Annotated in this window: 19 protein-coding genes and 1 tRNA gene; 3 read left to right on the forward strand and 17 right to left on the reverse strand. The window is 70.0% G+C overall.

The window, feature by feature from the left end; all coding sequences use genetic code 11:
• Positions 1–265: 265 nt before the first annotated feature.
• A tRNA-Pro gene (locus FE256_RS12190) sits at positions 266–339 on the forward strand.
• A 75-nt stretch (positions 340–414) separates the two neighbouring features.
• The gene (locus tag FE256_RS12195; RefSeq protein WP_138175992.1) at positions 415–1,188 is read left to right on the forward strand and encodes an HAD-IIB family hydrolase; all 774 of its coding nucleotides are present in this window, start codon (positions 415–417) and stop codon (positions 1,186–1,188) included.
• 22 nt (positions 1,189–1,210) lie between these two features.
• Here the strand turns inward: FE256_RS12195 and FE256_RS12200 are convergent, their stop codons facing one another.
• The 8 genes from FE256_RS12200 to FE256_RS12235 all read right to left on the reverse strand — a co-directional run bounded on the left by FE256_RS12200 (position 1,211) and on the right by FE256_RS12235 (position 9,202).
• Positions 1,211–2,035: a siderophore-interacting protein gene (locus FE256_RS12200; protein WP_138175994.1), complete on the reverse strand. Its 825-nt coding sequence runs from the start codon at positions 2,033–2,035 to the stop codon at positions 1,211–1,213.
• Complete coding sequence (locus tag FE256_RS12205; RefSeq protein WP_138175996.1) at positions 2,032–2,766, reverse strand: FadR/GntR family transcriptional regulator; 735 nt, start codon at positions 2,764–2,766, stop codon at positions 2,032–2,034. Before FE256_RS12205 ends, FE256_RS12200 begins: the two co-directional genes overlap by 4 nt.
• Before the next feature lie 66 nt (positions 2,767–2,832).
• The gene (gene galE / locus FE256_RS12210; RefSeq protein ID WP_138175998.1) at positions 2,833–3,861 is read right to left on the reverse strand and encodes a UDP-glucose 4-epimerase GalE; all 1,029 of its coding nucleotides are present in this window, start codon (positions 3,859–3,861) and stop codon (positions 2,833–2,835) included.
• A 62-nt stretch (positions 3,862–3,923) separates the two neighbouring features.
• On the reverse strand, positions 3,924–4,529 hold the full coding sequence (locus FE256_RS12215) for a thymidine kinase (protein WP_138176000.1): 606 nt from the start codon (positions 4,527–4,529) through the stop codon (positions 3,924–3,926).
• Between the two features lie 7 nt (positions 4,530–4,536).
• Positions 4,537–6,009, reverse strand: a complete 1,473-nt coding sequence (locus FE256_RS12220; RefSeq protein ID WP_138176002.1) for a malate:quinone oxidoreductase — start codon at positions 6,007–6,009, stop codon at positions 4,537–4,539.
• Positions 6,010–6,110: 101 nt separating this feature from the next.
• The gene (locus FE256_RS12225; protein ID WP_138176004.1) at positions 6,111–7,181 is read right to left on the reverse strand and encodes an aspartate-semialdehyde dehydrogenase; all 1,071 of its coding nucleotides are present in this window, start codon (positions 7,179–7,181) and stop codon (positions 6,111–6,113) included.
• Between the two features lie 82 nt (positions 7,182–7,263).
• Positions 7,264–7,851: a DM13 domain-containing protein gene (locus tag FE256_RS12230; RefSeq protein WP_171024319.1), complete on the reverse strand. Its 588-nt coding sequence runs from the start codon at positions 7,849–7,851 to the stop codon at positions 7,264–7,266.
• 64 nt (positions 7,852–7,915) lie between these two features.
• Positions 7,916–9,202, reverse strand: coding sequence for an aspartate kinase (locus FE256_RS12235; protein ID WP_138176006.1), 1,287 nt, complete (start codon positions 9,200–9,202; stop codon positions 7,916–7,918).
• 176 nt (positions 9,203–9,378) lie between these two features.
• Between FE256_RS12235 and FE256_RS12240 the strand changes: the two genes are divergently transcribed.
• Complete coding sequence (locus FE256_RS12240; protein WP_138176008.1) at positions 9,379–10,776, forward strand: threonine/serine exporter family protein; 1,398 nt, start codon at positions 9,379–9,381, stop codon at positions 10,774–10,776.
• Between the two features lie 20 nt (positions 10,777–10,796).
• Here FE256_RS12240 and pstS (FE256_RS12245) read toward each other — a convergent pair whose 3' ends face one another.
• The 9 genes from pstS (FE256_RS12245) to pstS (FE256_RS12285) form a co-directional block, all read right to left on the reverse strand.
• The gene (gene pstS / locus FE256_RS12245; RefSeq protein ID WP_138176010.1) at positions 10,797–12,770 is read right to left on the reverse strand and encodes a phosphate ABC transporter substrate-binding protein PstS; all 1,974 of its coding nucleotides are present in this window, start codon (positions 12,768–12,770) and stop codon (positions 10,797–10,799) included.
• Positions 12,767–13,975 carry a phosphate ABC transporter ATP-binding protein gene (locus tag FE256_RS18670; protein WP_502704858.1) on the reverse strand — a complete coding sequence of 403 codons (1,209 nt, stop codon included), beginning with the start codon at positions 13,973–13,975 and terminating at the stop codon, positions 12,767–12,769. The genes pstS (FE256_RS12245) and FE256_RS18670 overlap by 4 nt, the downstream gene beginning before the upstream one ends.
• A gap of 14 nt (positions 13,976–13,989) precedes the next feature.
• On the reverse strand, positions 13,990–14,913 hold the full coding sequence (locus FE256_RS12255) for a sortase (RefSeq protein ID WP_138176012.1): 924 nt from the start codon (positions 14,911–14,913) through the stop codon (positions 13,990–13,992).
• The gene (locus FE256_RS12260) at positions 14,910–15,686 is read right to left on the reverse strand and encodes a hypothetical protein (RefSeq protein ID WP_171024320.1); all 777 of its coding nucleotides are present in this window, start codon (positions 15,684–15,686) and stop codon (positions 14,910–14,912) included. Before FE256_RS12260 ends, FE256_RS12255 begins: the two co-directional genes overlap by 4 nt.
• A gap of 8 nt (positions 15,687–15,694) precedes the next feature.
• The gene (locus tag FE256_RS12265) at positions 15,695–16,807 is read right to left on the reverse strand and encodes a COG1470 family protein (RefSeq protein ID WP_138176016.1); all 1,113 of its coding nucleotides are present in this window, start codon (positions 16,805–16,807) and stop codon (positions 15,695–15,697) included.
• A 154-nt stretch (positions 16,808–16,961) separates the two neighbouring features.
• Positions 16,962–18,512, reverse strand: a complete 1,551-nt coding sequence (locus FE256_RS12270; RefSeq protein ID WP_138176018.1) for an Ig domain-containing protein — start codon at positions 18,510–18,512, stop codon at positions 16,962–16,964.
• 32 nt (positions 18,513–18,544) lie between these two features.
• Positions 18,545–19,645: a hypothetical protein gene (locus FE256_RS12275; protein ID WP_138176020.1), complete on the reverse strand. Its 1,101-nt coding sequence runs from the start codon at positions 19,643–19,645 to the stop codon at positions 18,545–18,547.
• A 75-nt stretch (positions 19,646–19,720) separates the two neighbouring features.
• Positions 19,721–22,378, reverse strand: coding sequence for a hypothetical protein (locus FE256_RS18200; RefSeq protein WP_171024321.1), 2,658 nt, complete (start codon positions 22,376–22,378; stop codon positions 19,721–19,723).
• Between the two features lie 204 nt (positions 22,379–22,582).
• Positions 22,583–24,052 (reverse strand): phosphate ABC transporter substrate-binding protein PstS (gene pstS / locus FE256_RS12285; RefSeq protein ID WP_138176022.1); only part of this gene is annotated, 1,470 nt, incomplete at its 5' end.

Here is a 24,052-nt window from a genome sequence, read left to right on the forward strand (position 1 = left end):
CCGCCGCCGGCCCCGGCTCCCCCGGCCGCCGCTGCTCTCGCGTCGACCGGCGTCCCGGGCGGGGGCCTGCCCGCCGCCGGTGGTCTGGCGGCCTCCGCGATCGCGGCCGGGATCGTCCTGGCCGTCGTCGCACGGCGTCGCGCGGCCGCGACCTCCTGACCCGGCCCCGCCGGGCGGGCGGGCGTGGTGAACATCCACGACGCGCCCGCCCGGCGGCCCGGTTCGAAGCACGGGCGCGGACGGGGTAGACTAGTCGGGTTGGCCACGGGGTGTGGCGCAGCTTGGTAGCGCGCGTCGTTCGGGACGACGAGGCCGCAGGTTCAAATCCTGTCACCCCGACCGCAGAGAGGCTCCCCCCTTCGGGGGGAGCCTCTCGTGTACCGAGATACCGACTTCACCCGCCTCAGGAGCACCGTGTCCGATACCTCGCCCCGCCTCGTCGCCTTCGACCTCGACGACACCCTCGCCCCGTCGAAGACCGCGATCGACCCGCGCATGGGTGACCTGCTGCTCGCTCTCGCCGAGCGCGTCGAGGTCGCGATCATCTCGGGCGGTCAGCTCCAGCAGTTCAAGACCCAGGTCGTCGAGCGCCTCCCCGCGGCCTCGACGGATCTGGTCTCGCACCTGCACCTGATGCCGACGTGCGGAACGCAGTACTACCGCCTCAGCGACGACGGCATCCAGACGGTGTACGCGCACTCCCTCACCGACGACGAGAAGTCGCGCGCCCTCGCGGCGGTCCGCGAAGAGGCCGAGCGCCTGGGTCTGTGGGAGGCCGAGCCGTGGGGCGAGATCCTCGAGGACCGCGGCTCGCAGATCACCTTCTCGGCCCTCGGCCAGAGCGCGCCGCTCGAAGCCAAGATGGCGTGGGACCCGACCGGCGAGAAGAAGAACAGCCTGCGCGAGGCCGTCGCCGCGCGCATCCCCGACCTCGAGGTGCGCTCGGGCGGATCGACTTCGGTCGACATCACCCACCGCGGCATCGACAAGGCCTACGGCATGCGCAAGCTCGCCGAAGCAACCGGGATCGACCTCGACGACATGCTCTTCGTCGGCGACCGCCTCGACCCCGACGGCAACGACTACCCCGTGCTCGCGATGGGCGTCGAGTGCCACGCGGTGCACGGCTGGGAAGACACCGCGGACTACCTGGACGCCCTCATCCCCACGCTACCGACGCGCGCCTGACGCCACCGGACACGGCGCCCGCTCAGAGGATCTTGCCGATGGGCTCGCGCTTCTCGGCCTGGAATCTGTCTTCGGTGCGCCCGTACGCCCAATAGCCCGACAGCGACACCTGGGAGCGTTCCAGCCCCCAGGCGGTGAAGAACACCTCGCGCAAGGCCTTCATCGCCTCGCGCTCCCCGTGAGCGAACACGTGCCCCCGCCCGGCCGGAACCGACCACGCCGCAACAGCGTCCCCGAGCACGCGCGACGTGCCCGCGTGGATGCCGTCCCCCCGGTGCAGCCACACGACCTCGACGCCCGCGGGCGCCGTCACCGGCAGCTCGTCGGACGGTCCGCCGACCTCGATGAACGCCGCACCGCGGGCATCGGGCCCGAGCGCTTCGAGAGCCGCCGAGATCGCCGGCAGAGCCGATTCGTCACCGGCGAGCAGATGCCAATCCGCCTCGGGATCGGGCGCGTAGCCGCCACCCGGCGACGAGACGACCAGACGCTCCCCGGGCTGTGCGCGAGCCGCCCAGGGTCCCGCGAGTCCCTCGTCGCCATGGACGACGAAGTCGATCGCGATCTCGTCGCCCGAGACCTCGCGAACGGTGTACGTGCGGGTCACCGGCAGATCCTCGGGCGCGAGGGTCTCGCGCAGCACCGCAAGGTCGTAGGGCGGCTCCAGGCCCAGCTCCGGCTTGACGAACGTGATCTTCACGTAGCGGTCGGTGTGCGGGCTCTCGCGGAACGCCGACAGGTCGGCGCCTCGCGCGCGCACCCGCACGAGGTGGGGCGAAAGCCGCTCCGCGGAGACGACCTCGAGCACATGCTGCGGCCGTGGGGGACGCACCGGACGTTCGCTCACGCGGCGTGCACCCCCGCGTCATCGCGCACACCCAGCACGGCGGCGACGTCGGCGGAGTAGCCGGTGATGTGCGCGCGGATGCGATCGCGGGCCGCGACGGCATCGCCGTCGCTGATCGCCTCGACGATCGCCCGGTGCTCGTCGCGCAATCGCGCGGACATCGCCCCCCAATCGTCCAGGAGCGCCGCACCGGATCGCGTGTACGACTCGATCGAACTGCGCAGACCCGCCATCATCGCCGAGACCACCGCGTTGCCGGTCGCCTCGGCAAGGGCCTGATGGAAGCGCGCGTCGAGAGCGAGGAACTCGTCGCGCCCGAGATCGCTGGCGTCCATGGCATCCAGGATGCTGTGGATCTCGGCCAAGTCGGCGTCGCGCGCGGCCAGGATCTCGGCCACGTCGCACTCCAGCACGATGCGGGTGCGGACGACGTCGTCGAGCGGGAATCCATTGGCGGCGACCTGCAGCCGCAGGAAGGCGGCGAGCCCGCCCCGTGGCGTCGTGACGATCATCGCTCCCGACGAGGGACCCGATCCCGTGGCCGTGCGCACCACGCCGAGCACCTCGAGCACCCGGATCGCCTCGCGGACGCTCGATCGGCCCACACCCAGCTGGGCGGCGAGTTCGCGCTCGGGCGTCAGCCGGTCACCCGGCAGGAGCCGCCCGTCGCGGAGATCGCCCTCGACGCGTTCCAGCACCACTTGCCAGGCGCGCAGTTCGGAGTCCGGCATGGCATTCCTTCGTTCGACGACACGCCACCACGTGTGGCCTGACCACACAAGCCTACGCGCGGAGGATCACGCCTCGGCCCGGGTTGCGTAACCGGCGGGGTTGGTGGTCTGCCAGTTCCAGTAATCGCGGCACGCGTCGTCGATCGTGAGACGCGTGCGCCAACCGAGCACCTCGGCGGCCTTGGTCGGGTCGCAGTACGTGGCGGCGACGTCTCCGGGACGCCGGTCGAGGATCTTCTTCGGCAGCTCGTGGCCGACGGCCTTCTCGAACGACGCGACGAGTTGCAGGACACTGACCGGCTGCCCGGTTCCGAGATTGAACACCTGGTGCCCGGGCTGGGCCTGCTCGAGGGCGACGACGTGCCCCTCGGCGAGGTCGACCACGTGGATGTAGTCGCGGAGGCCCGTACCGTCGGGGGTGTCGTAGTCGTCGCCGAAGATGCCCACTTCGTCGAGGGTCCCGATCGCCACCCGCGAGACGTACGGCATGAGGTTGTTCGGGATGCCGGCGGGATCCTCGCCGATGAGGCCGGACGGGTGCGCGCCCACGGGGTTGAAGTAGCGCAGCACGGTGACGTTGAGATCGGGGTTCACCCGCGCCACGTCGGCGAGCACGACCTCGTTCATGCGCTTGGACTTGCTGTAGGCGTTGGAGAGGTCGACGCTCGTTGTCGACTCCTCGGTGAACGGCAGATCGGCGGGGTCCGAGTAGACGGTACCGGTGCTGGAGAAGACGAACGATCGGATGCCGCGCGCGATGCCGACTCGCAGGAGCGCGAACGTCGTGTCGAGGTTGTTCGAGTAATAGTCCAGCGGCTTCTGGGTGGACTCCCCCACCGCCTTGAAGGCGGCGAGGTGGACGATCGCGTCGATCGGTCCGTGCTCGTCGAAGACCGCGGTCACCACGTCGTCATCGGCCGCGTCGCCCACGACCAGGGGAGCCTGCTTGCCCGTGATCCGTTCGACGCGCTCAGCGGCGACGGCGTGCGTGCCCGAGAGATCGTCGAGCAGGACCACGTCGTGTCCGGCGTCCAGCAGAGCGACGGCCGTGTGGGTTCCGATGTAACCGGCACCGCCGGCCAGGAGTACGCGCATGCCTCCAGGGTATCGGTCGGCACGGGCGCGACCGGACGACACCGAGGGGCGTCGGACGCGCCTCAGCGCCCGTCGAGCCGCCCGCCCGACTCGCGCAGGTAGCACGCGGCGCACATCGACTCATACGTCACTTCGCCGGCGATCTGCTCCTCGTCGATCGCGACCTGGTCGCCGTCGAACACGAAGCGACCCCCCACCAGCCGCGCGTTGAAGACCGCCTTGCGACCGCAGCGGCAGATGGTCTTCAGCTCTTCGAGGCTGTGCGCGATCTCCATCAGACGCGCCGAACCCGGGAAGGCCTCGGTACGGAAATCGGTGCGGATGCCGTACGCCAGCACCGGGATGCCATCGAGCACCGCGACCCGCAGGAGGTCGTCGACCTGTGCGGGGGTGAAGAACTGGGCCTCGTCGACCAGGAGACACGCGACGGGGGCGTGACCGGCGGCAGCGTGGAACACTTCGCGCAGGTCGTCGCCGGGGCCGACGAGAAAGTCCACCGGGCGGGTGACGCCGAGACGGCTCTCGATCTGATCGGCACCCTTCGTGTCGATCTCGGGTTTGGCCAGCAGCACGCGCTGGCCGCGCTCCTCGTAGTTGTACGCCGCTTGCAGCAGTGCCGTCGATTTTCCGGAGTTCATCGCTCCGTAGCGGAAGTACAGCTTCGCCATGAGCGGGTCAGGCGTTGATCGCGAGCGCCTGGGCCGTGGCATCCAGCTCGGCGCGCGCCGCCTCGGGACGCGTGTTGAGCGTCTCGCCGTAGCTGGGGATGAGCTGGCGCAGACGCGGCTCCCACTCGGGCATGCGCTCGGGGAAGCATGTCTTGATCAGACCCAGCATGATCGAGACGGCCGTCGAGGCACCCGGCGAAGCTCCCAGGAGCCCGGCGATGGAGTGGTCGGCGGCGGTGACGACCTCGGTGCCGAACTGCAGCACGCCGCCCTTGTCCTTGTCGCGCTTCATCACCTGGGCGCGCTGACCGGCGTCGAGCAGCTCCCAGTCCTCGGCCTGGGCCGTCGGCATGAACTCGCGAAGGCTCTCGACCTTCTGGGAGTGGCCCTTGAGCAGCTCGCCGACGAGGTACTTCAGCAGGCCCGGGTTGTCGACGGCGACCTTGAGCATCGGCAGGATGTTGTGCGGTCGCACCTGGGTGACGATGTCGAGCATCGAGCCGTTCTTGAGGAACTTCGGGCTGAAGGTGGCGAACGGGCCGAACAGGAGCGAGGTCTCGCCGTCGACGACGCGGGTGTCCAGGTGCGGGACCGACATCGGGGGCGCGCCCACCGAGGCCTGCGAGTACACCTTCGCGCGGTGCTGGGCGACGAGGGCGGGGTTGGAGGTCTTGAGCCACTGCCCGCCGATCGGGAAGACGCCGTACCCCTTGATCTCGTCGATACCGGAGCGCTGCAGCAGCTTCAGCGCCCAGCCGCCGGCGCCGACGAAGACGAACTTCGCGGTGATCGTTCCGGGGGTGTGGCCGATCGTGTGGCGGTACGAGACGTCCCAGCGGCCGTCCTTGCGCTTCTTGAGCTTCTTGACCTCGTGGTTGGTGACGACCTCGACACCCTTCTCGCGCAGCCCCGCGAAGAGCTGCCGGGTGAGCGCACCGAAGTCGACGTCGGTTCCCGCGGGCACGCGCGTGGCCGCGAACGGCTCGCCCTTGCGCCGCTTCTGCATGAGCAGCGGCGCCCACTGGTTGATGACGCGGGAGTCCTCGCTGTACTCGATACCCGCGAACAGGGGCTGCTGCTTGAGCACCTCGTACCGCTTGCGCAGGTACGCGACATCTTTCTCGCCCCGCACGAAGGTCATGTGCGGGGTGGGGTTGATGAACGTCGACGGCTCGTCGAGAACACCCTCGGAGACCAGCGTCGCCCAGAACTGCCGGCTCTGCTGGAACTGCTCGTTGATCGTGACCGCCTTGGCCGGGTCGAGCGGACCATCGGCGTTGTTCGGCATGTAGTTGAGCTCGCAGAGGGCCGCGTGACCGGTGCCCGCGTTGTTCCAGGCGTTCGAGCTCTCCTGTGCGACGTCGCTCAGCCGCTCCAGCACCGCGATCTTCAGATCGGGCTGAAGGTCCTTCAGCATGGTGCCGAGGGTGGCGGACATGATTCCGCCTCCGATGAGGAGAACGTCGACGTTTTCTGTCACCCGTCGATTCTAGGCGTCGGGCGAAGGTGTCTCGACATCGAGAGATCGGTCGCTTCGATGTCGAGACAACCGCGGGGTTCGCGGCATCCGGATGCCAGGGCTCAGGCGCGCGTCGAGAGCTTCTGCGCGACGAGCTCGGCGATCTGCACGGCGTTGAGCGCGGCCCCCTTGCGGAGGTTGTCGTTGCTGATGAACAGCACGAGTCCCTTGCCCTCGGGAGCCGACTGGTCGGCGCGGATGCGGCCGACGTAGCTGGGGTCGGTCCCGGCGGCCTGGAGAGGCGTGGGCACCTCTTCGAGGCGGACGCCGGGGGCGTCGGCGAGGAGCTCACGGGCACGCTCGGGCGTGAGGTCGCGGGCGAACTCGGCGTTGATGCTGAGGGAGTGACCGGTGAAGACGGGGACGCGTACGCACGTTCCCGCGACCCGGAGGTCGGGAAGCTCGAGGATCTTGCGGCTCTCGTTGCGGAGCTTCTTCTCTTCGTCGGTCTCGTTCATGCCGTCGTCGACGAGGTTGCCGGCGAACGGGATGACGTCGAACGCGATGGGGGCCACGTACTTCTCGGGCTGCGGGAAGTCCAGGGCCGAACCGTCGCGGACGAGACGCTCGACGCCGCCCTGCGCGAGGACGCCCTCGACCTGGCCGAGGAGCTCTTGCGCGCCGGCCAGGCCCGAGCCGGAGACGGCCTGGTACGTGCTGACGATGAGACGCTCGAGGCCCGCCTCGGCATCCAGCACCTTCAGGACCGGCATGGCCGCCATCGTCGTGCAGTTCGGGTTGGCGACGATGCCCTTCACGGCCTCGTCGATCGCGTGCGGGTTGACCTCGCTGACCACGAGCGGGACCTCGGGGTCCATGCGCCACGCGCTGGAGTTGTCGATCACCAGGGCGCCGGCCTCGGCGAACCGCGGTGCGTGGGCGCGGGACCCCGTCGCACCGGCGGAGAACAGCGCCACCTCGACGCCGGCCGGGTCGGCCGTGGCGACGTCTTCGACGATGATCGAGTGCCCGCCGAAATCGATGGAGCTTCCCGCCGATCGCGCGGTGGCGAACAGACGCAGCTCACGAATCGGGAACGACCGCTCCGCGAGGATCTCGAGCATGACGGTGCCGACCTGACCGGTGGCGCCGACGACGGCGAGAGAGATTCCGGAATCGGAGATGCGGGTCATGCGAAGTCCTCGGGATTCGTGGGTGAAATCCAGATTCTAGCGGGCCGGGACACGCCGACCGGATCACGTCCGGAACCGTGACCTATGCCAACGCGGCCGCCCCGAAGGACACCCCGAACTGCACGCACCACAGGTCGACGCTCCGGAACACCGAGAGGTCGACGTCGGCGGGGATCTCATAGAGCTGATCGCCGAGGTTGCCCTTGATCGGGCCGAGGTCGATGTGGTCGTACCCGCCGGCGGTGAACCACCCGTCGGTGCCCTCGACGACGGGCCCGGCGCTGAGCCAGACGTGGACGTCGGGGCCGTTCGAGGTCTCGAGTCCGACGAGGGCCAACTGACGCGACCCGTCGGGGTTCTCGATCACCCGGGCCGTCCCGGTCGTCTCGTGCTCATGGCTGATGAAGGTGCCGGCCAGGAGATCCACCGGACCCGCGGGCGGGGCGGGGCCGACCGGCTCGACGGTCTCCTCGGCCGGGGAGACGGGTGCCGGCGATGACGCCGCGGCCGAGGAGACGACGGCGGCGGGGATCTCGTCCTGCACGCGCACGTCGACGAAGAGGAGCCACGGCTGGAAGATCAGGCCGAGCACGACGGCGACGGCGAGCACCGCCCCCGCACCGATCCCCCACCACCACCGTGATCGACGGACTTTTCCCGTGCGTGCCACCTCGCGCTCCTTCCGGTGCGCGAAAGGTAGCGGGCGCACCTGCGGGAGCGCTGAAAACCTCGGGTCAGCGGCCGGTGCCGGCGTGCACCGTCGCTTCGATCTCGCTGTCGAGACCGTACGCGGTGTGCACGAGACGCGCGGCCTCGGCGAGGTCGACGCCGCGGACGACGACCGAGATGCGGATCTCGGAGGTCGAGATCATCTCGATGTTCACGCCCGCGAGGCTCAGCGCCTCGAACAGCGTGGCCGAGACACCGGAGTGCGTGCGCATACCGGCGCCGACGACCGAGAGCTTGCCGATCTGATCGTCGTGCACGAGGCTCTCGAACCCGACCTCGCTCTGATCGGCGGCGAGCGCCTTCAGCGCCATCGCGGCATCCGTCTTGGGCAACGTGAACGAGATGTCGGTGCGACCGGTCGCGGCAGCCGAGACGTTCTGCACGATCATGTCGACGTTGGCGCCGGACTTGGCGACGATCTTGAAGATCTCGGCGGCCTTGCCCGGGACGTCGGGCACGCCGATGACGGTGATCTTGGCCTGGCTGAGGTCGGTGGCGACGCCGGCGACGATGGGCTCTTCCATGGTGGCTCCCTCGGGGACGAGCGGGGACTTCTTCGAGGCGTCGAGCACCCACGTGCCCTCGCCCGAGCTGAACGTGGACCGGGCGTGGATGAGGACGCCGTGACGGCGGGCGTACTCGACGGCGCGGATGTAGAGCACCTTCGCGCCGTTGGCGGCGAGCTCGAGCATCTCTTCGCTGCCGACGCGGTCGAGCTTGCGGGCCAACGGCACGACGCGGGGGTCGGCGGTGAAGATGCCGTCGACGTCGCTGTAGATCTCGCACACGTCGGCGTTCAGCGCCGCGGCGAGCGCGACAGCGGTGGTGTCGGAGCCGCCACGGCCGAGCGTGGTGATGTCGCGGGTGTCGCGATTGAAGCCCTGGAAGCCGGCGACGATGACGATCGCGCCCTCGTCGAGGGCTTCGCGCAGGCGCACGGGCGTGACGTCGACGATGCGCGCGGCGCCATGCGTGGCATCCGTGATCATTCCCGCCTGGCTGCCGGTGAACGAGCGCGCCTCGAAGCCCATCGAGTGGATCGCCATGGCCAGGAGCGCCATCGAGATGCGCTCGCCGCTGGAGAGCAGCATGTCGAGCTCGCGCGGGGCCGGGATCGGGGCGACTTGCCCGGCGAGGTCGAGCAGTTCGTCGGTCGTGTCGCCCATGGCGCTGACGGCGACGACCACCTCGTTGCCCGCGCGCCGCGTGTCGACGATGCGCTTGGCGACGCGCTTGATGCTCTCGGCGTCGGCGACGGAAGAGCCGCCGTACTTCTGGACGATCAGCGCCATAAGAGGAACTCCCGGAGGGGACGGGCGTCGGGATGCCACGACGGGGCGCTCGGATGCCGCACCCGAGGGTTCATCTTAGAGGCGACCGCATGCCGCCGCCGCCATGCGGGGAGCGGGCAGGGGCACGCGGATAGGATCGGGGCGTTCCGTCCCCCCGTCTGCCGAGAGCGATCCGGATGTCCCCCACCCCCGCTCGATGGCTGTCGTCGCTGCGGCGTCTCGTCCACAGCGAAGAGGCCCTCGCCCCCGAGACCCAGCTCCTCACCGTCATCGACGGTGCCCTGGCCACCCGCATCCTGGATCTGGCCATCCGCATCGGCGAGACGATGCTCGTCGTGGGCGCGCCCGCGAGCGACGTCACCTGGACCATCGTCCGGGTGTGTCGGGCCTACGGCCTGCACCCCGTCCACGTCGACGTCACGTACAACTCGATCACGATCGCGCACAGCCTGCCCGGCGCCGCCCACCCGACGACGCTCCTGCGGGTCGTGCGGGGGTCGGTTCCCGATCACGCGAAGCTCCAGCGGCTCCAAGCACTGGTGACCGACATCGCCGAGGGCCTCGACCTGGATGCCGCGACCTCCCGGTGCCGCGCGATCCGGCGACTGCCCTTCCGGTACCGCCCGTCCGCGGTGATCGTCGCGCAGGCGACGCTGGCGCTGGGGGTCGCGATCATGTTCGGCGCGAACTGGCTCGCGCTCGTGCTGTCGTTCGTGGCCGCCGCTCTGGCCGCCCTGACGCAGCACCTGCTGGCGCGGGCGAGCGTGCCGTACTTCTTCGCGCAGATCGCCGGCGGCTTCGTCCTCACGGTCGTCGCGGCCCTCTCGCCGCTGCTGCGCTACACGGGGCTGGACGCGGCCGAGACGATCCGGCCATCCGTGATCGTGGCATCCGGGATCGTGCTCATGCTCGCGGGTCTCACCGTCGTGGGCGCGGCACAGGATGCCATCGACGGCTTCGCCCTCACCGCCACCGGGCGCATCCTCGAGCTCACGACGCAGACGCTGGGCGTCGTGCTCGGGATCCTCGCGGGGCTGGAGACCGTGCGCGTGCTGGGCCTCGGGATGTCGCCGCCCTCCATGGCGCTGCCCCTCGGCCCGCTGCCGCTGCAGTTCACCGGCGCCGCGGTCATCGCGATCGCGGTGGCCATCTACAACGGCGCGGGCGCCCGCATCGTGCTCGTGAGCGCCGCGCTCAGCCTGATCGCCTGGCTCGGCTACGTCGCCGCGACGTCGATCGGATTCGAGGTGGCCGCGGCCAGCGGTGTCGGGGCGTTCGTCGGGAGCTTCGTCGGCATCGTCGTGGCCTACCGCCTGCACGTGCCGTCGGTCGCCGTCACCACCGCCGCGATCCTGCCGATGGTGCCCGGCGCCCCGGTCTTCCGCGGTCTCCTCGGGATCGTGGAGTCCGGCGAGGATCCCGCCGTGCTGATGACCGGAGTCACGACTCTCGTGGGCGCGGCGACCATCGGCATCGCGCTCGCCGTCGGCGCCTCGCTCGGCATCTATCTCGGCCAGCCGGTGCGCGCGACCCTGTCGAGCGTCGTGAGGTCGCGATCGCGGTCACGGCGGTAGAGCAACCGCGCCCACAGCCCTCATCGCGCGATCAACGTGAGCGTCAGGGTCGAGCGGTAGGAGCCGACGGGGGTGTCCTTCGGGACGCGCAGGGTCAGAGCGGTATCGAGGGTCGCCCCCGCAAGCGCCGTGGAGGTTCCCGGCTCACCCGTGGCCAGGACCGCGGGATACACCGCGGATCCGGCCTCCTGCGCGCCGGTCAGCACGACGCCGGCGGGGAGGGCGACCTGTTCGGGTGCGTAGCCCAGCGCGCTGGACGCGAACGTCGCCGCGGGGTCGGCGACGGCGACGAAGTCGGCGACGGAGATCTGCAGGCTCCAGCCCGAGAGCGTCTCACGGTCGTCGGTGATGGTGAAGCGACCCAGCGCGCGGGCGGCGGAGGTCGCTTCGCGCCGCAGGTCGCCGAAGGCCACCGCCGTCGAGACCGGAGCCGAGAGCTGGAACAGACCGGATGCCGTGACCGTGGCCATCATGTCGCCCTCCGCCCGGTGCGGGAAGCCGGCGGGCGGAATCGTCACCGTGTTCCAGGCGACCACAGTGCCATCACTCTGTGCGAGGTAGAGCGGCACCACGGCGCCCGGAGCGACCGTGGCCGGCAGGTCGATGACGGCTGCGCCCGTGGCATCCAGAGTCTTCTGTCCGAGCGTCGCCGTCGGTGAGAACGTCCCCGCCCGCAGCGTCGCTCCACCCCAGGACGACCCCGCGTTCACCCGTACCCGGGGGCCGCCGTCCACGAGCTCGACCGTGAGGGTGCGGCGCGCCTCGGTGAGATCGGCGAGGGCGACCACACCGGCGCGCTTGTCGGAGGCCGGCGGCATCGGCGCGGTGCGCAGGAGGACGTTGTCGGAGACGGTGTCGCCGGGGCCGAACGTCGGGTTGGCGCACCCTGCGAGATCGACGGGCCCGGGCGCGCCGGGGATGTCGGCGATCCGAGCGGCGGCGTCCTGCACGAGAGGCAACGGCAACGCCGCGTAGCCGAGGCCCGGCGCACGTTGCTGACCCGCGCAGAGCGCATGGGAGAGGAATCTCGCGAGCGCGCGCCCCTTGTCAGCCGTGAAGATCCGATTCGTCTGCGTCGGCACGATCATGGAGGACGTGGAGGAGATCGGGTAGGCACGAGGGTCGGTGTTGCCGCTCACGCCCGTCAGGTCGAGCGAGCCATCCGCGTGCACCTGTGCGCCCAGCAGAGCGATGGAGACCGCCTCCGGAGTCGGGGCCACGTAGTAGCCCGCCTCGTTGAGGACCTTGGCGACGGGGAAGCCCACCCCCAGCGCGTACGAGTACTCGACGTACGTGATCGCCCCCTCGCCGTAGCTCTGGCTCACGTATCCCGCGACGCCGAGCGAGCCGTTCTGCCCCTTGAACGCGGAGTTGATCTGCGGGAACTGCGACAGCATGCCCCGCGTCCAGATGTTCGGGAATCGCGTCGACATCCACTGTGTGAGCTGCACGCTGGTTCCCGAACCATCCGACCGATACACCGGGGTGATCGGGCGGTCGGGCATCGCGAGCGCCGGGTTGTCGGCCTGGATCGCGGGGTCGTCCCAGTTCGAGATCTGGCCCGAGAAGATCTTCGCGATGACCTCGCCCGACAGGCGCAGGTTCGTGACCCGCTTGCCGCCGATCTTGAGGTTGTACATCAGCGACGTGCCACCGGCGACGATCGGCATGTACGCGTACCCCGTCGTCGGGTTCTCCGGAGGAGACCCGTCCTCCGGGTTGGACTGGAACGGGATCTCGCTGACGGCGAAGTCGACCGTCTGATTGATGAAGTCGTTGCGGCCCGCCGACGACCCGGTGCCGTTGTAGTTCACCGTCATGCCGTAGTTGCTGGCGACGTTCGTGCGCCACTGGTCGAGGGCGTTCTGCGACCACGTGGAGCCGGACCCGGTGATCGGCACGAACGCGTCCGTCGCCGCCCAGGCGCTCGGCCCGGGTATCGCCAGCACCGCGGCCACCGCCGCCACCACCGCCAGGGAACGCCGCCGGTTCATCCGAAGCGCCCGTTGACGTAGTCGTACGTGCGCGGGTCGATGGGCGAATCGAACATCGCCTGGGTGTCACCGTGCTCGACGATGTGCCCGGGCTGTCCCTGGGATGCCAGGAAGAACGCGCACTGCTGAGACACACGCTGTGCCTGCTGCATGTTGTGCGTGACGATGACGATCGTGAGCTCCTTCTGAAGCTCGCCCATCGTCTCCTCGATGACGCGGGTCGACGTGGGGTCCAGAGCCGAGCACGGCTCGTCCATCAGCAGGACCTTGGGCTTGATCGCCAGGGACCGCGCGATGCACAGACGCTGCTGCTGGCCGCCCGAGAGGCCGCCACCCGGGGCCCGAAGGCGGTCCTTGACCTCTTTCCACAGACCGGCGGAGGTCAGCGACCGCTCGACGAGGTAATCCCTCTCGTCGCGCGAGGCGCGTGTGCCGGTGAGCTTCAGACCCGCGATGACGTTGTCGTAGATCGACATCGCCGGGAACGGGTTGGGCTTCTGGAACACCATGCCGATGTTCTTGCGGGCGTCGATGAGCCGGTGGGAGGAGTCGTAGATGTCGTCGCCGTCGAGCCGCACCTCACCCGCGAGCGAGGCCGAGGGGACGAGCTCGTGCATGCGGTTGAGGATCCGCAGGAAGGTCGACTTCCCGCATCCCGACGGACCGATGAGCGCCGTGACCTGCCCGCGGGGCATGGTCAACGACACGTCCAGGAGCACCTGGTGATCGCCGAACCACGCCGAGATGGAGTGGGCGTCCAACTCGGACAGCGAGGCGGGATCGACGGGCGCCGACAGGATCGGCTCCGCCTCGTCCACCGCTGTCGCGACCTGCACGGGGGCGACCACCGCCGCTGGCGCCGCCGCGGCGGCCGAGCCGGCCTCCCCCGGGGCAGGGATGACAGTCGTCACGTCGTCGGCACCGGCGGTCGGCACCGCCTCCGCCTCGCGGCGACCGAACAGACCACCGCGGCGCGACCGGCGGTGCACGATCCCCAGTCCGGCGCGGGTGGCATCCGGAGCCGGAACGGCCGGGTTCTCCGAGAAACCCGGAGTGGCGGCGCCCAGCGGAGCGGATTCGAACACGACCTCGTCGAGGACGCGGACGTCGCCGGCGCTCATGACGTCGGTCATGAAGGGATCGGCGGTTTCGTCGCCGGAGGGGGCGGCGGTGCCATCGACATCGGGATCGCGGCGGTCGGTCATGTGCGGCCTTCGGGTCAGAGGAGGTTCGGAAGCAGACGGATGAGCTGGTCGGAGACGAAGACGCTCGCCAGCAGCAGGACGGGGGTGAAGACGATCCACGTCTTCTGCCAGCCGACCTTGCGGTACGACCAGACGGCGACGAACTCGGCCACCACGAGGAACTGCAGGGCGAACACCAGTGCCCAGACGGTCCTCATGTCGGTGGCCATCGCTTGCGCCTGCGGGGGCAGCGCCATCGTGGTGGTCTGCCGCGCACCGCGCGCCTGCGCATCACCGACGAGCTTGGCATCCACGTACGCGACCCCGCTCGGGAGGTACGGTGCACCCCGCGCCGTCATCAGGATGAGTCGACTCTCGCCGCGCGCGGGGGCCGGCGGGGTCGGGTCGCCGGCATACCGGACCCCGAGCACCTCGAACTCCTGCTCCCCCTGCCCCGTGCGCACGGTGAAGCTCTCCCCCGGCTGCAAAGACTGCAGCCGGCCGAAGGGGCCACCGAAAGCGGCGGCGCGCCCCATCACGACGCTCACCCCGGCCTGCCCGGGCAGCACCGTGTCACGACGGTGTCCGGGACCCTGCCGGAGCTCGCCCGAGGAGGTTCCCTCCACGATGACCTCGTCGATGCCGAGCTGCGGGATCGACAGGAGCCCGACGGGGGCACCGTCGACGAGGAGATGATCGTCGAAATCGCCCTCGCTGACCGGAGCGGTCCCGGCGGCGAGCTGCGCGCGGTACGTGTCGCGCAACTGCTGCTGCGAGGCGAAGTGCACCACGTGGCTGACCACCAACACGTTCACCAGGAATGCCAGCACGAGGACGGCCAGCGATGCAGCCGCTCCGCGAACGAACACCTGCGCGGGGCTCAGCGGCGCGTACTGCGGGCGGCGCCGGGGTGCCCGACGCGGTGGGGCCGGCGGCGCGGGACGCTCTTCGATCGTCATGCCGCGGCCGCCGGGGCGGGAGCGGGAGCGAGCACCGAGCGGAGCACCCGGACCAGCACGAAGGTCAGCAGGAGCAGCACCGCGACGACCACGATCAGCCACGGGAACAGGATCACCAGGGCGTCACGGGTCACCGGGGTGAGCGCCGTGCCGTCCACCGAGTCCGGAGGGGTGAGGGTCGCGTGCGTCGACAGCAGGGTCCACTGTCCGCCGTGCTGCAGCTCCGCCGAGACCACGCGGGTCTCCCCGGGTTGCAGGGCCGCGACCGGGACGTCGTCCACGGTGTCCAGGCGATTGGTGAAGATGGCGCCGTCCATCCAGAAGGATGCCGTGGCGTCGATCACGCTCTGCGAGGCGTTGCGCACCGTGAACCAGACGGTGACCGTGCCCTCGGCGGGGTTCAACGCCGGCGTCCCCGCGGCGTTGATGCCCCCGATGTACAGCATGCCGGCGACGTTCACCTCGTCGGCGGGAGGAGTCGACCCCGCGGGCGACCCGGCCCCCGCGCCTCCGGCGGGCGCGGTGCCGACGCCGGACCCTCCGGTGGACCCGGTCGATCCGGTCGACCCGCCGGGGCGCGCGGCCGGACCGGTCACCGGGACGACGGCGGACGGTGAGGCACTGCCGCTGGGACGGGGTGTGGGGGTAGGAGTACTCCCGTCGGTGACGTTGACGCTCAACGGCGTCCCGCTCGGCGGGTCCTCCGCCGCCGCGGGCAGGCTCGGGAACACGACGGCCAGGACCACGGCGACCGCGCCCAGGGCAGGACCCACACGTCGCCTCATCGAGCGGCCTCGTGCAGATCGGACTTCTCAGCGGCCTCGGCCGCCGCAGTGCGCTGCATGTAGTCCACCCACTCCTGCGCCCGCGCCTCGTCGCGGCGACGACGCCACCGCACCAGCAGCACGACACCGGCGGCGAGCACGAGGAGGATCAGCACCGTCCACGGCACCGCGAACACCACCGTGTCGCGGGAGACCGCCGCCACGGGCAGCTGCAGAGCGGCATCCGGCGACTCGACGAAAGGGTTCAGTGTCGTTCCCGGGTTCAGGTAGAACCACTGCCCCACGCCGTCGAGGGCGAAGTCGTACGACGCGGTGTTGCCGGGCAGGAGCACCGGAATGCTGCCGCCGCGTTCGCCGATGGCCGGGATGCCGAACCACGTGCGCACACCGGAGGTGATGTTGGCCGCGAGCGCGACGTTGCCGGGGTTGGTCACGGTGTAGCGCAGGCGGATGCTGCCGGCGAACGGGTTCCACCAGTCGCCTTCGTACGAGGCCGAATAGCTGGTGATCGACAACTGCGGCTGGAGATCGCCCGAGACGCGGGCGAAGATCGAGGTCGCCACGCGTCGGTCGAGGCTGACCTGCTGGCCCTCCTCGATCACGGAGGCGACGAGACCGCCCACGTGGTCCCCGGGGGTGGCGTCGGCGGGCACCGCCACGGTGAACGGCAGGAGTCGCACCTCATCGGGCTCGAGCGAGAACTGGATGCGATCGGCACCGTTGTCGAAGCGCAGCCAGGCGCCCACCGAGGTGGGGATGTCGGCCGTCGGCAGCAGAGAGAACGTGCCGTCCTGGCCGTTGAAGGCATCCGTGGCGTAGACGGTGAAGTCCTGGCGTTCGGTGCCGGTGTTCCCGACGAGCACCTGGTCGTTGACGCTCTGCCCCGGATCGGCGCTGTAGCTGAAGCGGGTGCGCCCGTCGGGCCGGCCGTCGCCGCCGGCGGGACGGGTGGCGACGCCGACGGTGGCGGGGCTGGGCTGGTCGCCGTCGGCGGCGTTCGCCGCGGGCGCGGCCACGAGGGTCGCCGCAAATCCGGCGGCGACGAGAATCGCCGCACCGAGCGCCGAGAGCACGCGGCGCGGGGCCGGGCGCGAGGTCGAGGAAAGCACGGTTCATCTCCGCAGATGAGGGCGACGGAGGTGTGTCGCAAAGGTGAACGAGGGCTGTGCGGGGCGGGCACGGACAGTGTCCGCGCACCGGGGATGAACGCACCCTGCGGGGAGGCCGAGAACGGCCTCCCCGCAGGGCTCAGCGTCGATCAGCTCACTTGGACGTGAGGGTGACCGTCAGCGTCGAGTGGTACTCGCCGACCTTGGCATCCTTGGGAGCCTTGAAGGTCAGATCGGCGTCGAAGAGCGCACCGGTCGGGAGCGTCGAGACGGCCGAGCTCTGCGCGATCTTCGTGCCGGTGCCGAGGGTCACACCGTCGATGAGGGTGTAGCCCGTGTAGGCCTTCGGCGCGAGGGTGAGGGCGCTGGTGGGGATCTCGTCGCCGGACGCGTTCGAGAACGCCGTCCAGGAGGCACCGAGGTCCCAGCCCTTGAGGACGTTGCGGTCGTCGACCACGGTGACCTTGCCGAGCGCCTTGGTGGTGCTCTGGTCACGAGCCACGGCGCCGAAGTCGACCTGGGTCTTCTCGGCGTTCAGCGACCACAGGTCGCTGGCGGTGACGGCGGCCGTGAGGTCGACGTCGTCCGTGGCGGGAGCCTTGCCGGCGAGGGTGACGGTGCCCCACGCGAGAACCGCGAAGGTCGAGTCACCGGGCTGGGTCAGGGCGATGGTGTGGGTCGTGCCCGAGGGCAGCGACGAGACGTCGACCGTAGCGTCGCCGTTGGCGTCGGTGGTCACCTGACCGAGGTTGGTCGGCTCGGACCAGGCCCAGGCCTGCAGCGTCTTGTTCGCGTTGGCGACACCGGCGGGGACGGTGACCGTGGTCGCGCCCTCGACCGGAGCCGGGATCGTGACCTTGTTGGCGTCCGAACCCGTGGGCTCGACGGGGGCGGTGCCCGCGACCGTGCCCGAGAAGGCCTGGTCGTCGGAGCCGGCGCCGTTGGTCGCGGTCAGCGTGAAGCTGTACGCACCGGCGGCGGTGGGCGTGCCCGTGATGGCGCCCGTGGCAGCGTCGAGGCTCAGGCCCGCGGGGAGCGAACCGGCCGTGACGGCCCACGTGATCGGGGCGGTGCCGGTGGCGACGACCGTCTGCGAGAACGCGGAGTCCTTCGTGAGGGCGTTCAGCGACGTCGTGGTGACGACCGGCGCCACCTCGGCCGCGGCCGGGGCCTGGTTGGCGAAGGTCCAGGTGCCGCCGGGGTTGACGTGGATGGAGACGAACTTCACACCGGTGTTCGCGATGGTCAGACCGTTGTTCTTGACCCACGCGAAGCCGAGGCTGTAGTCACCGCCGTTGGCCTTGATCGACGCCCAGTTGCCGCCGATGAAGCCCGACAGGCTGAGGTTGGGCTGCAGGATGTCCTGCGTGCCGGGCGTGAAGCCACCGTCAGCGGTCGCCGTCCAGGACGAGAGGGTGTTCTCGGTGCCGGGGGTGGTGATGAAGTACCCGACGCTGGTGGCATCGTTCGACTGGCCGAGGAACGGCGTGTCGATGTCGGCGAACTCCGGGCCGGGGCTGGCGATGACCTGCTCGTCCCACGCCATGACCTTGCCGTCGGGGAGGCGCGAACCGTCGCCGCCGTCCATCAGGTAGAACTGCGGGGCGGGGGTGGCCGCGTTGGCCGCGGTGGCCGAGAGGCCACCGGCGAGGAGCGAGACCGCCGTCGCCGCGGCGACGATCGATCCGAGCTTCTTGATGTTCATGAGGAAAGGTGTCCTTATCCGTTGATCGAACGTCAGAGCGTCGCGTACGCGCGCTGGATGTTGGTGGTGGACGGGGCGAGGAAGCCGAACTTCTTCTTGACCGCGCCGACCGAGCTGCTGAGCGAACCGAAGCTGGTGAGGCTGTTGTTGACGCCGGGGTTCACCAGGTTGGCCAGGGAGGCGTCGTACTTGGCGTCCGAGGGCGTGATGCGCGCGTACTCCACGACGAGGTAGGTGTCGCGACCGAACGTGGCGTCGCTGTAGTAGGACGAGTTCGGAACGAGGTTCGGGGCCGTGCCGGTGAACGCGGCCTGACCCGAGACCGCCGAGCCGAACGCGACGCCCGAGGTGGTGGTGGTGTTGATGCCGGTCGCCCCGTTCGCCTGCGAAACCCAGTTGGCCACGCTGAAGGGGATCAGCTCGTTGGCGCCGAGGACGGACGCGTCGTTCTCGGGCGTCGTGCCGGTGGCGTCGGAGACGCAGGAGCCGAGGGTGGGGTTACCGATGGCGCCGAGGAAGAAGCTGCGCGTGCCCGAGCCGCTCTGCGGGATACGGGGCTTGACCGTGACACCGCCGACCGTGGTGGTGGTGCACTCGTAGATCGCCTTCAGCTGAGCGGCGGTGAGGTTGGCCCACGAGCTGTCGCCGCCCTTGTACGCGAAGCCGATCGCGTCACGGCCGTAGGGCACGTACGCGAGCAGGCCGTTGGCGTTGGCGTTGCCGCCGGGGCCGCTGGACGAACGGGCGATGTCGACCTGACCGAGGATCTGGCGAGCAGGCACGGCGGGGTTACCGCTGTAGTTGGCACCCGTGATCGAGGCGCGCAGCGCCGTCACACCGGCACCCGAGCCGGCGGGACGACCGAAGAAGGCACCGGCGGGCTTGGTCTGGATCGCGGCCGAACCGAACGCGTCGAAGTTACCGAGCGTCTTGTTGTTCGAGGTGACACGGACCGTCGCACCGGTGATCGTCGTGCCGTTCACGATGGCGTTCATCGAGTCCTGCAGGGTGTCCGAGCCGACCAGCGAGTAGCTGTTCGAGACCGGCTCCGCCGAGGCGGAGGTTGCGACGCCGACACCGGCGATCGCGATACCGCAAGCCGCCCCCAGAGCGACCAGCTTGTTGAGCTTCAACTCACTTACCTTTCGTAGGTATTGCACTGTGTTTCGGGTGTTCAGTTGGTGGAGGAGAAGTCGTGGGGCCGGCGCTCAGAGGCGTCGGCGGAGGCGCCCGAGCAGCGGCACGGCGAGCGCGCACGCGAGACCGCCGAGGACACTGCCGGGCAGAGCCCAGGTGATCGCGCCCATATCGGGATCGTCCGGCGTGGTGGCGCCGGCGAGCGCCGCGGACGCGGCTCCGCTGGCGGCAGGATCGGTCGCGCCGGCGGGGGCGGCCGCGCCGGCGGCGGGCGCGGCGGCGGCCGCGGGTACGCTGCCGACGACGCTGCCGGTGGGGAATGGCGTACCTGAGGACCCGGTGCCCGAGGCGGCCGGGACGGGTGTCGTGGGGACCGTGCCGTTCTTGATGTCCTCCGCCGCCGCCTTCGCCCGTTCGCGCCAGCCGTCCGGCAGCGGGACGTAACCCTGCGGGAGCTGGCCGATCGACGTCCCGGACTGCTGCCCCGTGGTGGAGACGAAGCGGATGAAGGAGGCATAACTGGCCCGCAGATCGGCATCGCTCATGCGGGGGTTGACCGCGGCGTACACCGGGAGCGTCAGCGGGTAGGCACCGGTGGCGCGCTGGGCGTCGACCGACGACGGGTCGAAGCCGTACACCTGCGGCTGCTGCGGGTCGGGTGTCATCGCTGCCGCGGCCGCCGTCATGGCCTCAGGCGTCGCCTCGACGAACTGCCCCGCCGGATTCTGCAGCGCTGCCGTGACGACCTGGTAGCGGGCGGCGGATGCCGTGTCGGTGAGGGCCAGCACGCTCTGGCGTCCCGGGAGGTTGCGGTCGGCCTTGCCGTATTTCGGCGGCGTGCTGGTGGGATTCCAGTCACCGAGGATCAGGCCGTCGCCGCGGAGGGTGTCATACGCACCGGAGTCGAAGTCCTTGACATAGGGACGCCATGTGACGAGGTTCACCGGGCCGGACGAGTCGGTCCCGGCCTGTTCGACGGGGTCGGCCTTCGGGAAGTCCTCGCGCGGGAGCGACAGCGCCGATCCCGACGCGTTCACGGCATCCGTCGTCGCGCTCCACGGGTTGACGGTCATCCCCCACGGATCCGGTGTGCCCTCGAGGAAGTCCCGAGCGCTCTTGTCGTTGAGGACGTACTGCCACATCGCCCACGCGACGTCCGAGCGGCCCTGCGGGATCAGCACGTCGGCGAGCGAGGCCGCCGCAAGCGCCTGGTACTTCCACTCGGGGTCGTTGATCTCGAGGAAGTCGGGGTCGGAGGTCAGCGTGCGGGGGTTTTCGATCCGGTCGTCGGGACCGCCCGGGCCTGCGTGACTGAGGTGCCGACGGTCGGCGAAGGTCGGCAGCGAGTCGAGGTACGAATTCGTCAAGAGCTTCGCCATCAGGCGCGGGGTGAGCTTGAGCGAGGTGAACGGCAGCCCCGCGCGCCCCTGGACGTCCGCGGGCACGCTGGGGTCGCCGGGGCGAGGGTTGCGGTCGATGGCGAACGAGACCGCGGCGCCCGTGATGCCGATGGGCGCGTAGCGCAGACGGTCGGTGCCGAGCTCGGGGTTCAGCGCCCGTGAGGTGAGCGCGAGGGGCGCGGGCGCCACGCCGTTCGCGGCGAGCGCCGCGTCGGACTCGGCGCTCGTGATGGCCGAGTAGACCGACCCGCCCGGCGCGTTGCAGACCGCCGGCTGCCACGACGACACGGCGCGCGCGATGAGCTCGCTGCCGGCGAGCTGCCGCTCGGAGGCACCGATGGGACAGCGCGTACCGATCGGCTTGAAGTCGAGCTTGACCGCGATGCGGTGCTTCCACGCGTCCCAGAACAACCCCGACTGGGTGATGAAGGACGAGCCGGAGTCCTTCGTCCCGCGCGGGACGATCACGAGCCAGCAGCTGGATCCCGAGACCGTTCCGTCCGCCGCGGTCACCGGCGTGCCGCAGCCCAGTGCCTGCGACTGCATGGCGGTCTGGACCTCGAACTTGACCGAGCCCGAACCGTCGCCGCCCGAGCCTGCCCACGACACCATGTTGGTGGTGTACTTCGAGAAGAACTCGTTGGTGTTCATGTCGGGCAAAGACTTCTTCCCGTCTTCGCCGACGGTGTAGTTGTACTTGCCGTCTTTGACCGAGGCGACTTCCTTGCCGTTGACTCCGCGGAACGGGATCGAGGTGTAGGTCGGACTGGCGAAGCCCTCGCTGGGGACGGTGTAGGCCTTGTCCTCCTCCGCGACCGAGGCGTCGCTCTCGCGCACGTCGTCACGGTGCGATCCCGGCACACCCCCGATGCCGTACTGGCAGGTGGTGCGGTCGGGACCGCTCGGGTCCTTCTCGTCGTCACCCCAGCACTGGAAGATCTGCAGGAAGTTCGCGCCACCGATCTGCTGGCTGGGTACCGTCGACGCCTTGCCGCCGGTCCACGAGATGACGATGCCCTGCGATTCGAGGGCCCGCGTCTGCGAAACGGTCACCGAGAGGTCGGGGAAGGGCGCGTTGGCGACGTCGTCATCCTGGCTCTTGGCCGTCACGGTCACCGCGGAGGAATCCTCAGCGGTGGCACGGGATGCCGAGCCGGCGACGAGGCCGGAACCCCCGGTGACGGAGAAGATCCCGAGTCCCGCCACGATGCCGATGGCGACGGAAGCGGTCCAACGGGGCGCCCGTGCACGACGGACCCGGACGCGCAGGCGCGGGGTGGTCGGCGTCGACGAGGCGGCCTCGTCGGTGAGCACGCGGTTCTCGGGCACGGGGATCCTTCGGGAGTCGAGAGCTCGGATGCGCCCTCGCGAGAAGCTAAGGGCGGCCGAGTGTCTGTGGAATGAACGCGGCGGTAACGAGGCGCCGCCGCCGCGTGGTGGAGGTGCGAACATGATGCGCCCCCGGTCACGGGGGTTTTCGGGCAGGCTCGCGCCCCGTACGGCACGCGTGGTCAGGCCGGAGTGCGGCCGAAATCAGCCCCGGGCGTCGCTGCCGCGTCGGGAACGGCGCGAGACGAGCGGGGGCACGAGGATCGCTGCGACGACGAGGACACCGGCGGCGAGCATGATGTACTGCGGGGTGCCCCAGCCCCCCTCGGCGAGGGTGAACGGCAAGGACACCGCAGCCGCCGCCGTCCCGATCGCCGAGCCCGACACGAGGTTGCCGTTGGCGTCGTAGACCGGCTCTCCCCCGGACGCGGCGGCTCCCGCGGCCGCCGCGGCCGCGCCGCCCGCCGTGTCGCCCCCGGCAGCGCCGGTTCCGCCCGTGCTGCCGCCCGGGACACCGCCCGATCCCGTCGCGGGAGTCTCCTCTTGCGCGCCGCCCGTACCGCCGAGGCACTGCGTCGGCCCCTGCTTGTCGCAGTCGGCGGGATTGGGCGCCGACTGCGCGAGCTGGTTGTTCGAGGGCGAGTCGCCCGGCTTGAACGTCGGGTTGTTGCACTTGTTGAAGTCGACGGCGCCCGCCGTACCCGGGATCTTGGCGATCACGTCGGATCCCGCCTGCACGAGGTTCATCGGCAACGGTGAGTAGCCGAGGTCCTTGGCGGATTGCTGACCCTCGCAGATCATGTACGACGCGAAGATGCTGAGGGTCTTGCCCTTCTCCGCCGTGAAGATCTTGTTGGTCTGCGTGGGAACGATCATGTACGAGTAGCTCGACATGGGGTACGAGCGCGCATCGCCGCTGTTGTAGACACCCTCGAGGTTCTGCGTGAGGTCGGGGTTGATCGTCGCCGACATCAGCGCGACGGCGACCGACTGGTAGGTCGGCTCGACGAAGTACCCGGCCTTGTTGAGGACCTTGGCCACGGGGAAGCCCGATGTCTTCGCGTACGAGTACTCGACGTACGTGATCGCGCCCTCGCCGTAGTTCTGGCTCACGTATCCCGCGACGCCGAGCGAGCCGTTCTGACCCTTGAACGCGGAATTGATCTGCGGGAACTGCGACAGCATGCCCCGCGTCCAGATGTTCGGGAACTGCTTCGACATCCACAGCGTGAACTGCGCGCTCGTCCCCGAACCGTCGGAACGGTAGACGGGGGTGATGGGACGATCGGGCATGGTCAGAGCCGGGTTGTCGGCCTGAACGGCGGGGTCGTTCCAGTTCGAGATCTGGCCCGAGAAGATCTTCGCGATGACCTCGCCCGACAAGCGCAGGTTGGTGACCCGCTTGCCGCCGATCTTCAGGTTGTACATCAGCGACGTGCCACCGGCGACGATCGGCATGTACGCGTACCCCGCCGTCGGGTTCTCCGGAGGAGACCCGTCCTCCGGGTTGGACTGGAACGGGATCTCGCTGACGGCGAAGTCGACCGTCTGATTGATGAAGTCGTTGCGGCCCGCCGACGACCCGGTGCCGTTGTAGTTCACCGTCATGCCGTAGTTGCTGGCGACGTTCGTGCGCCACTGGTCGAGGGCGTTCTGCGACCACGTGGAGCCGGA

The sequence above is a fragment of the Microbacterium sp. 5K110 genome (genome assembly GCF_005774735.1).
Classification (GTDB): domain Bacteria; phylum Actinomycetota; class Actinomycetes; order Actinomycetales; family Microbacteriaceae; genus Microbacterium.

Excerpts from the sequence above, each read along its gene's own strand:
- FE256_RS12240 (WP_138176008.1), top strand. The coding sequence starts at position 9,379 with ATGTCCCCCACCCCCGCTCGATGGCTGTCGTCGCTGCGGCGTCTCGTC.
- pstS (WP_138176010.1), bottom strand. The coding sequence starts at position 12,770 with ATGAACCGGCGGCGTTCCCTGGCGGTGGTGGCGGCGGTGGCCGCGGTG.
- FE256_RS12215 (WP_138176000.1), bottom strand. The coding sequence starts at position 4,529 with ATGGCGAAGCTGTACTTCCGCTACGGAGCGATGAACTCCGGAAAATCG.
- FE256_RS12205 (WP_138175996.1), bottom strand. The coding sequence starts at position 2,766 with ATGCCGGACTCCGAACTGCGCGCCTGGCAAGTGGTGCTGGAACGCGTC.
- FE256_RS12255 (WP_138176012.1), bottom strand. The coding sequence starts at position 14,913 with ATGACGATCGAAGAGCGTCCCGCGCCGCCGGCCCCACCGCGTCGGGCA.
- galE (WP_138175998.1), bottom strand. The coding sequence starts at position 3,861 with ATGCGCGTACTCCTGGCCGGCGGTGCCGGTTACATCGGAACCCACACG.
- FE256_RS18670 (WP_502704858.1), bottom strand. The coding sequence starts at position 13,975 with ATGACCGACCGCCGCGATCCCGATGTCGATGGCACCGCCGCCCCCTCC.
- FE256_RS12235 (WP_138176006.1), bottom strand. The coding sequence starts at position 9,202 with ATGGCGCTGATCGTCCAGAAGTACGGCGGCTCTTCCGTCGCCGACGCC.
- FE256_RS12225 (WP_138176004.1), bottom strand. The coding sequence starts at position 7,181 with ATGACCCGCATCTCCGATTCCGGAATCTCTCTCGCCGTCGTCGGCGCC.
- FE256_RS12270 (WP_138176018.1), bottom strand. The coding sequence starts at position 18,512 with ATGAACATCAAGAAGCTCGGATCGATCGTCGCCGCGGCGACGGCGGTC.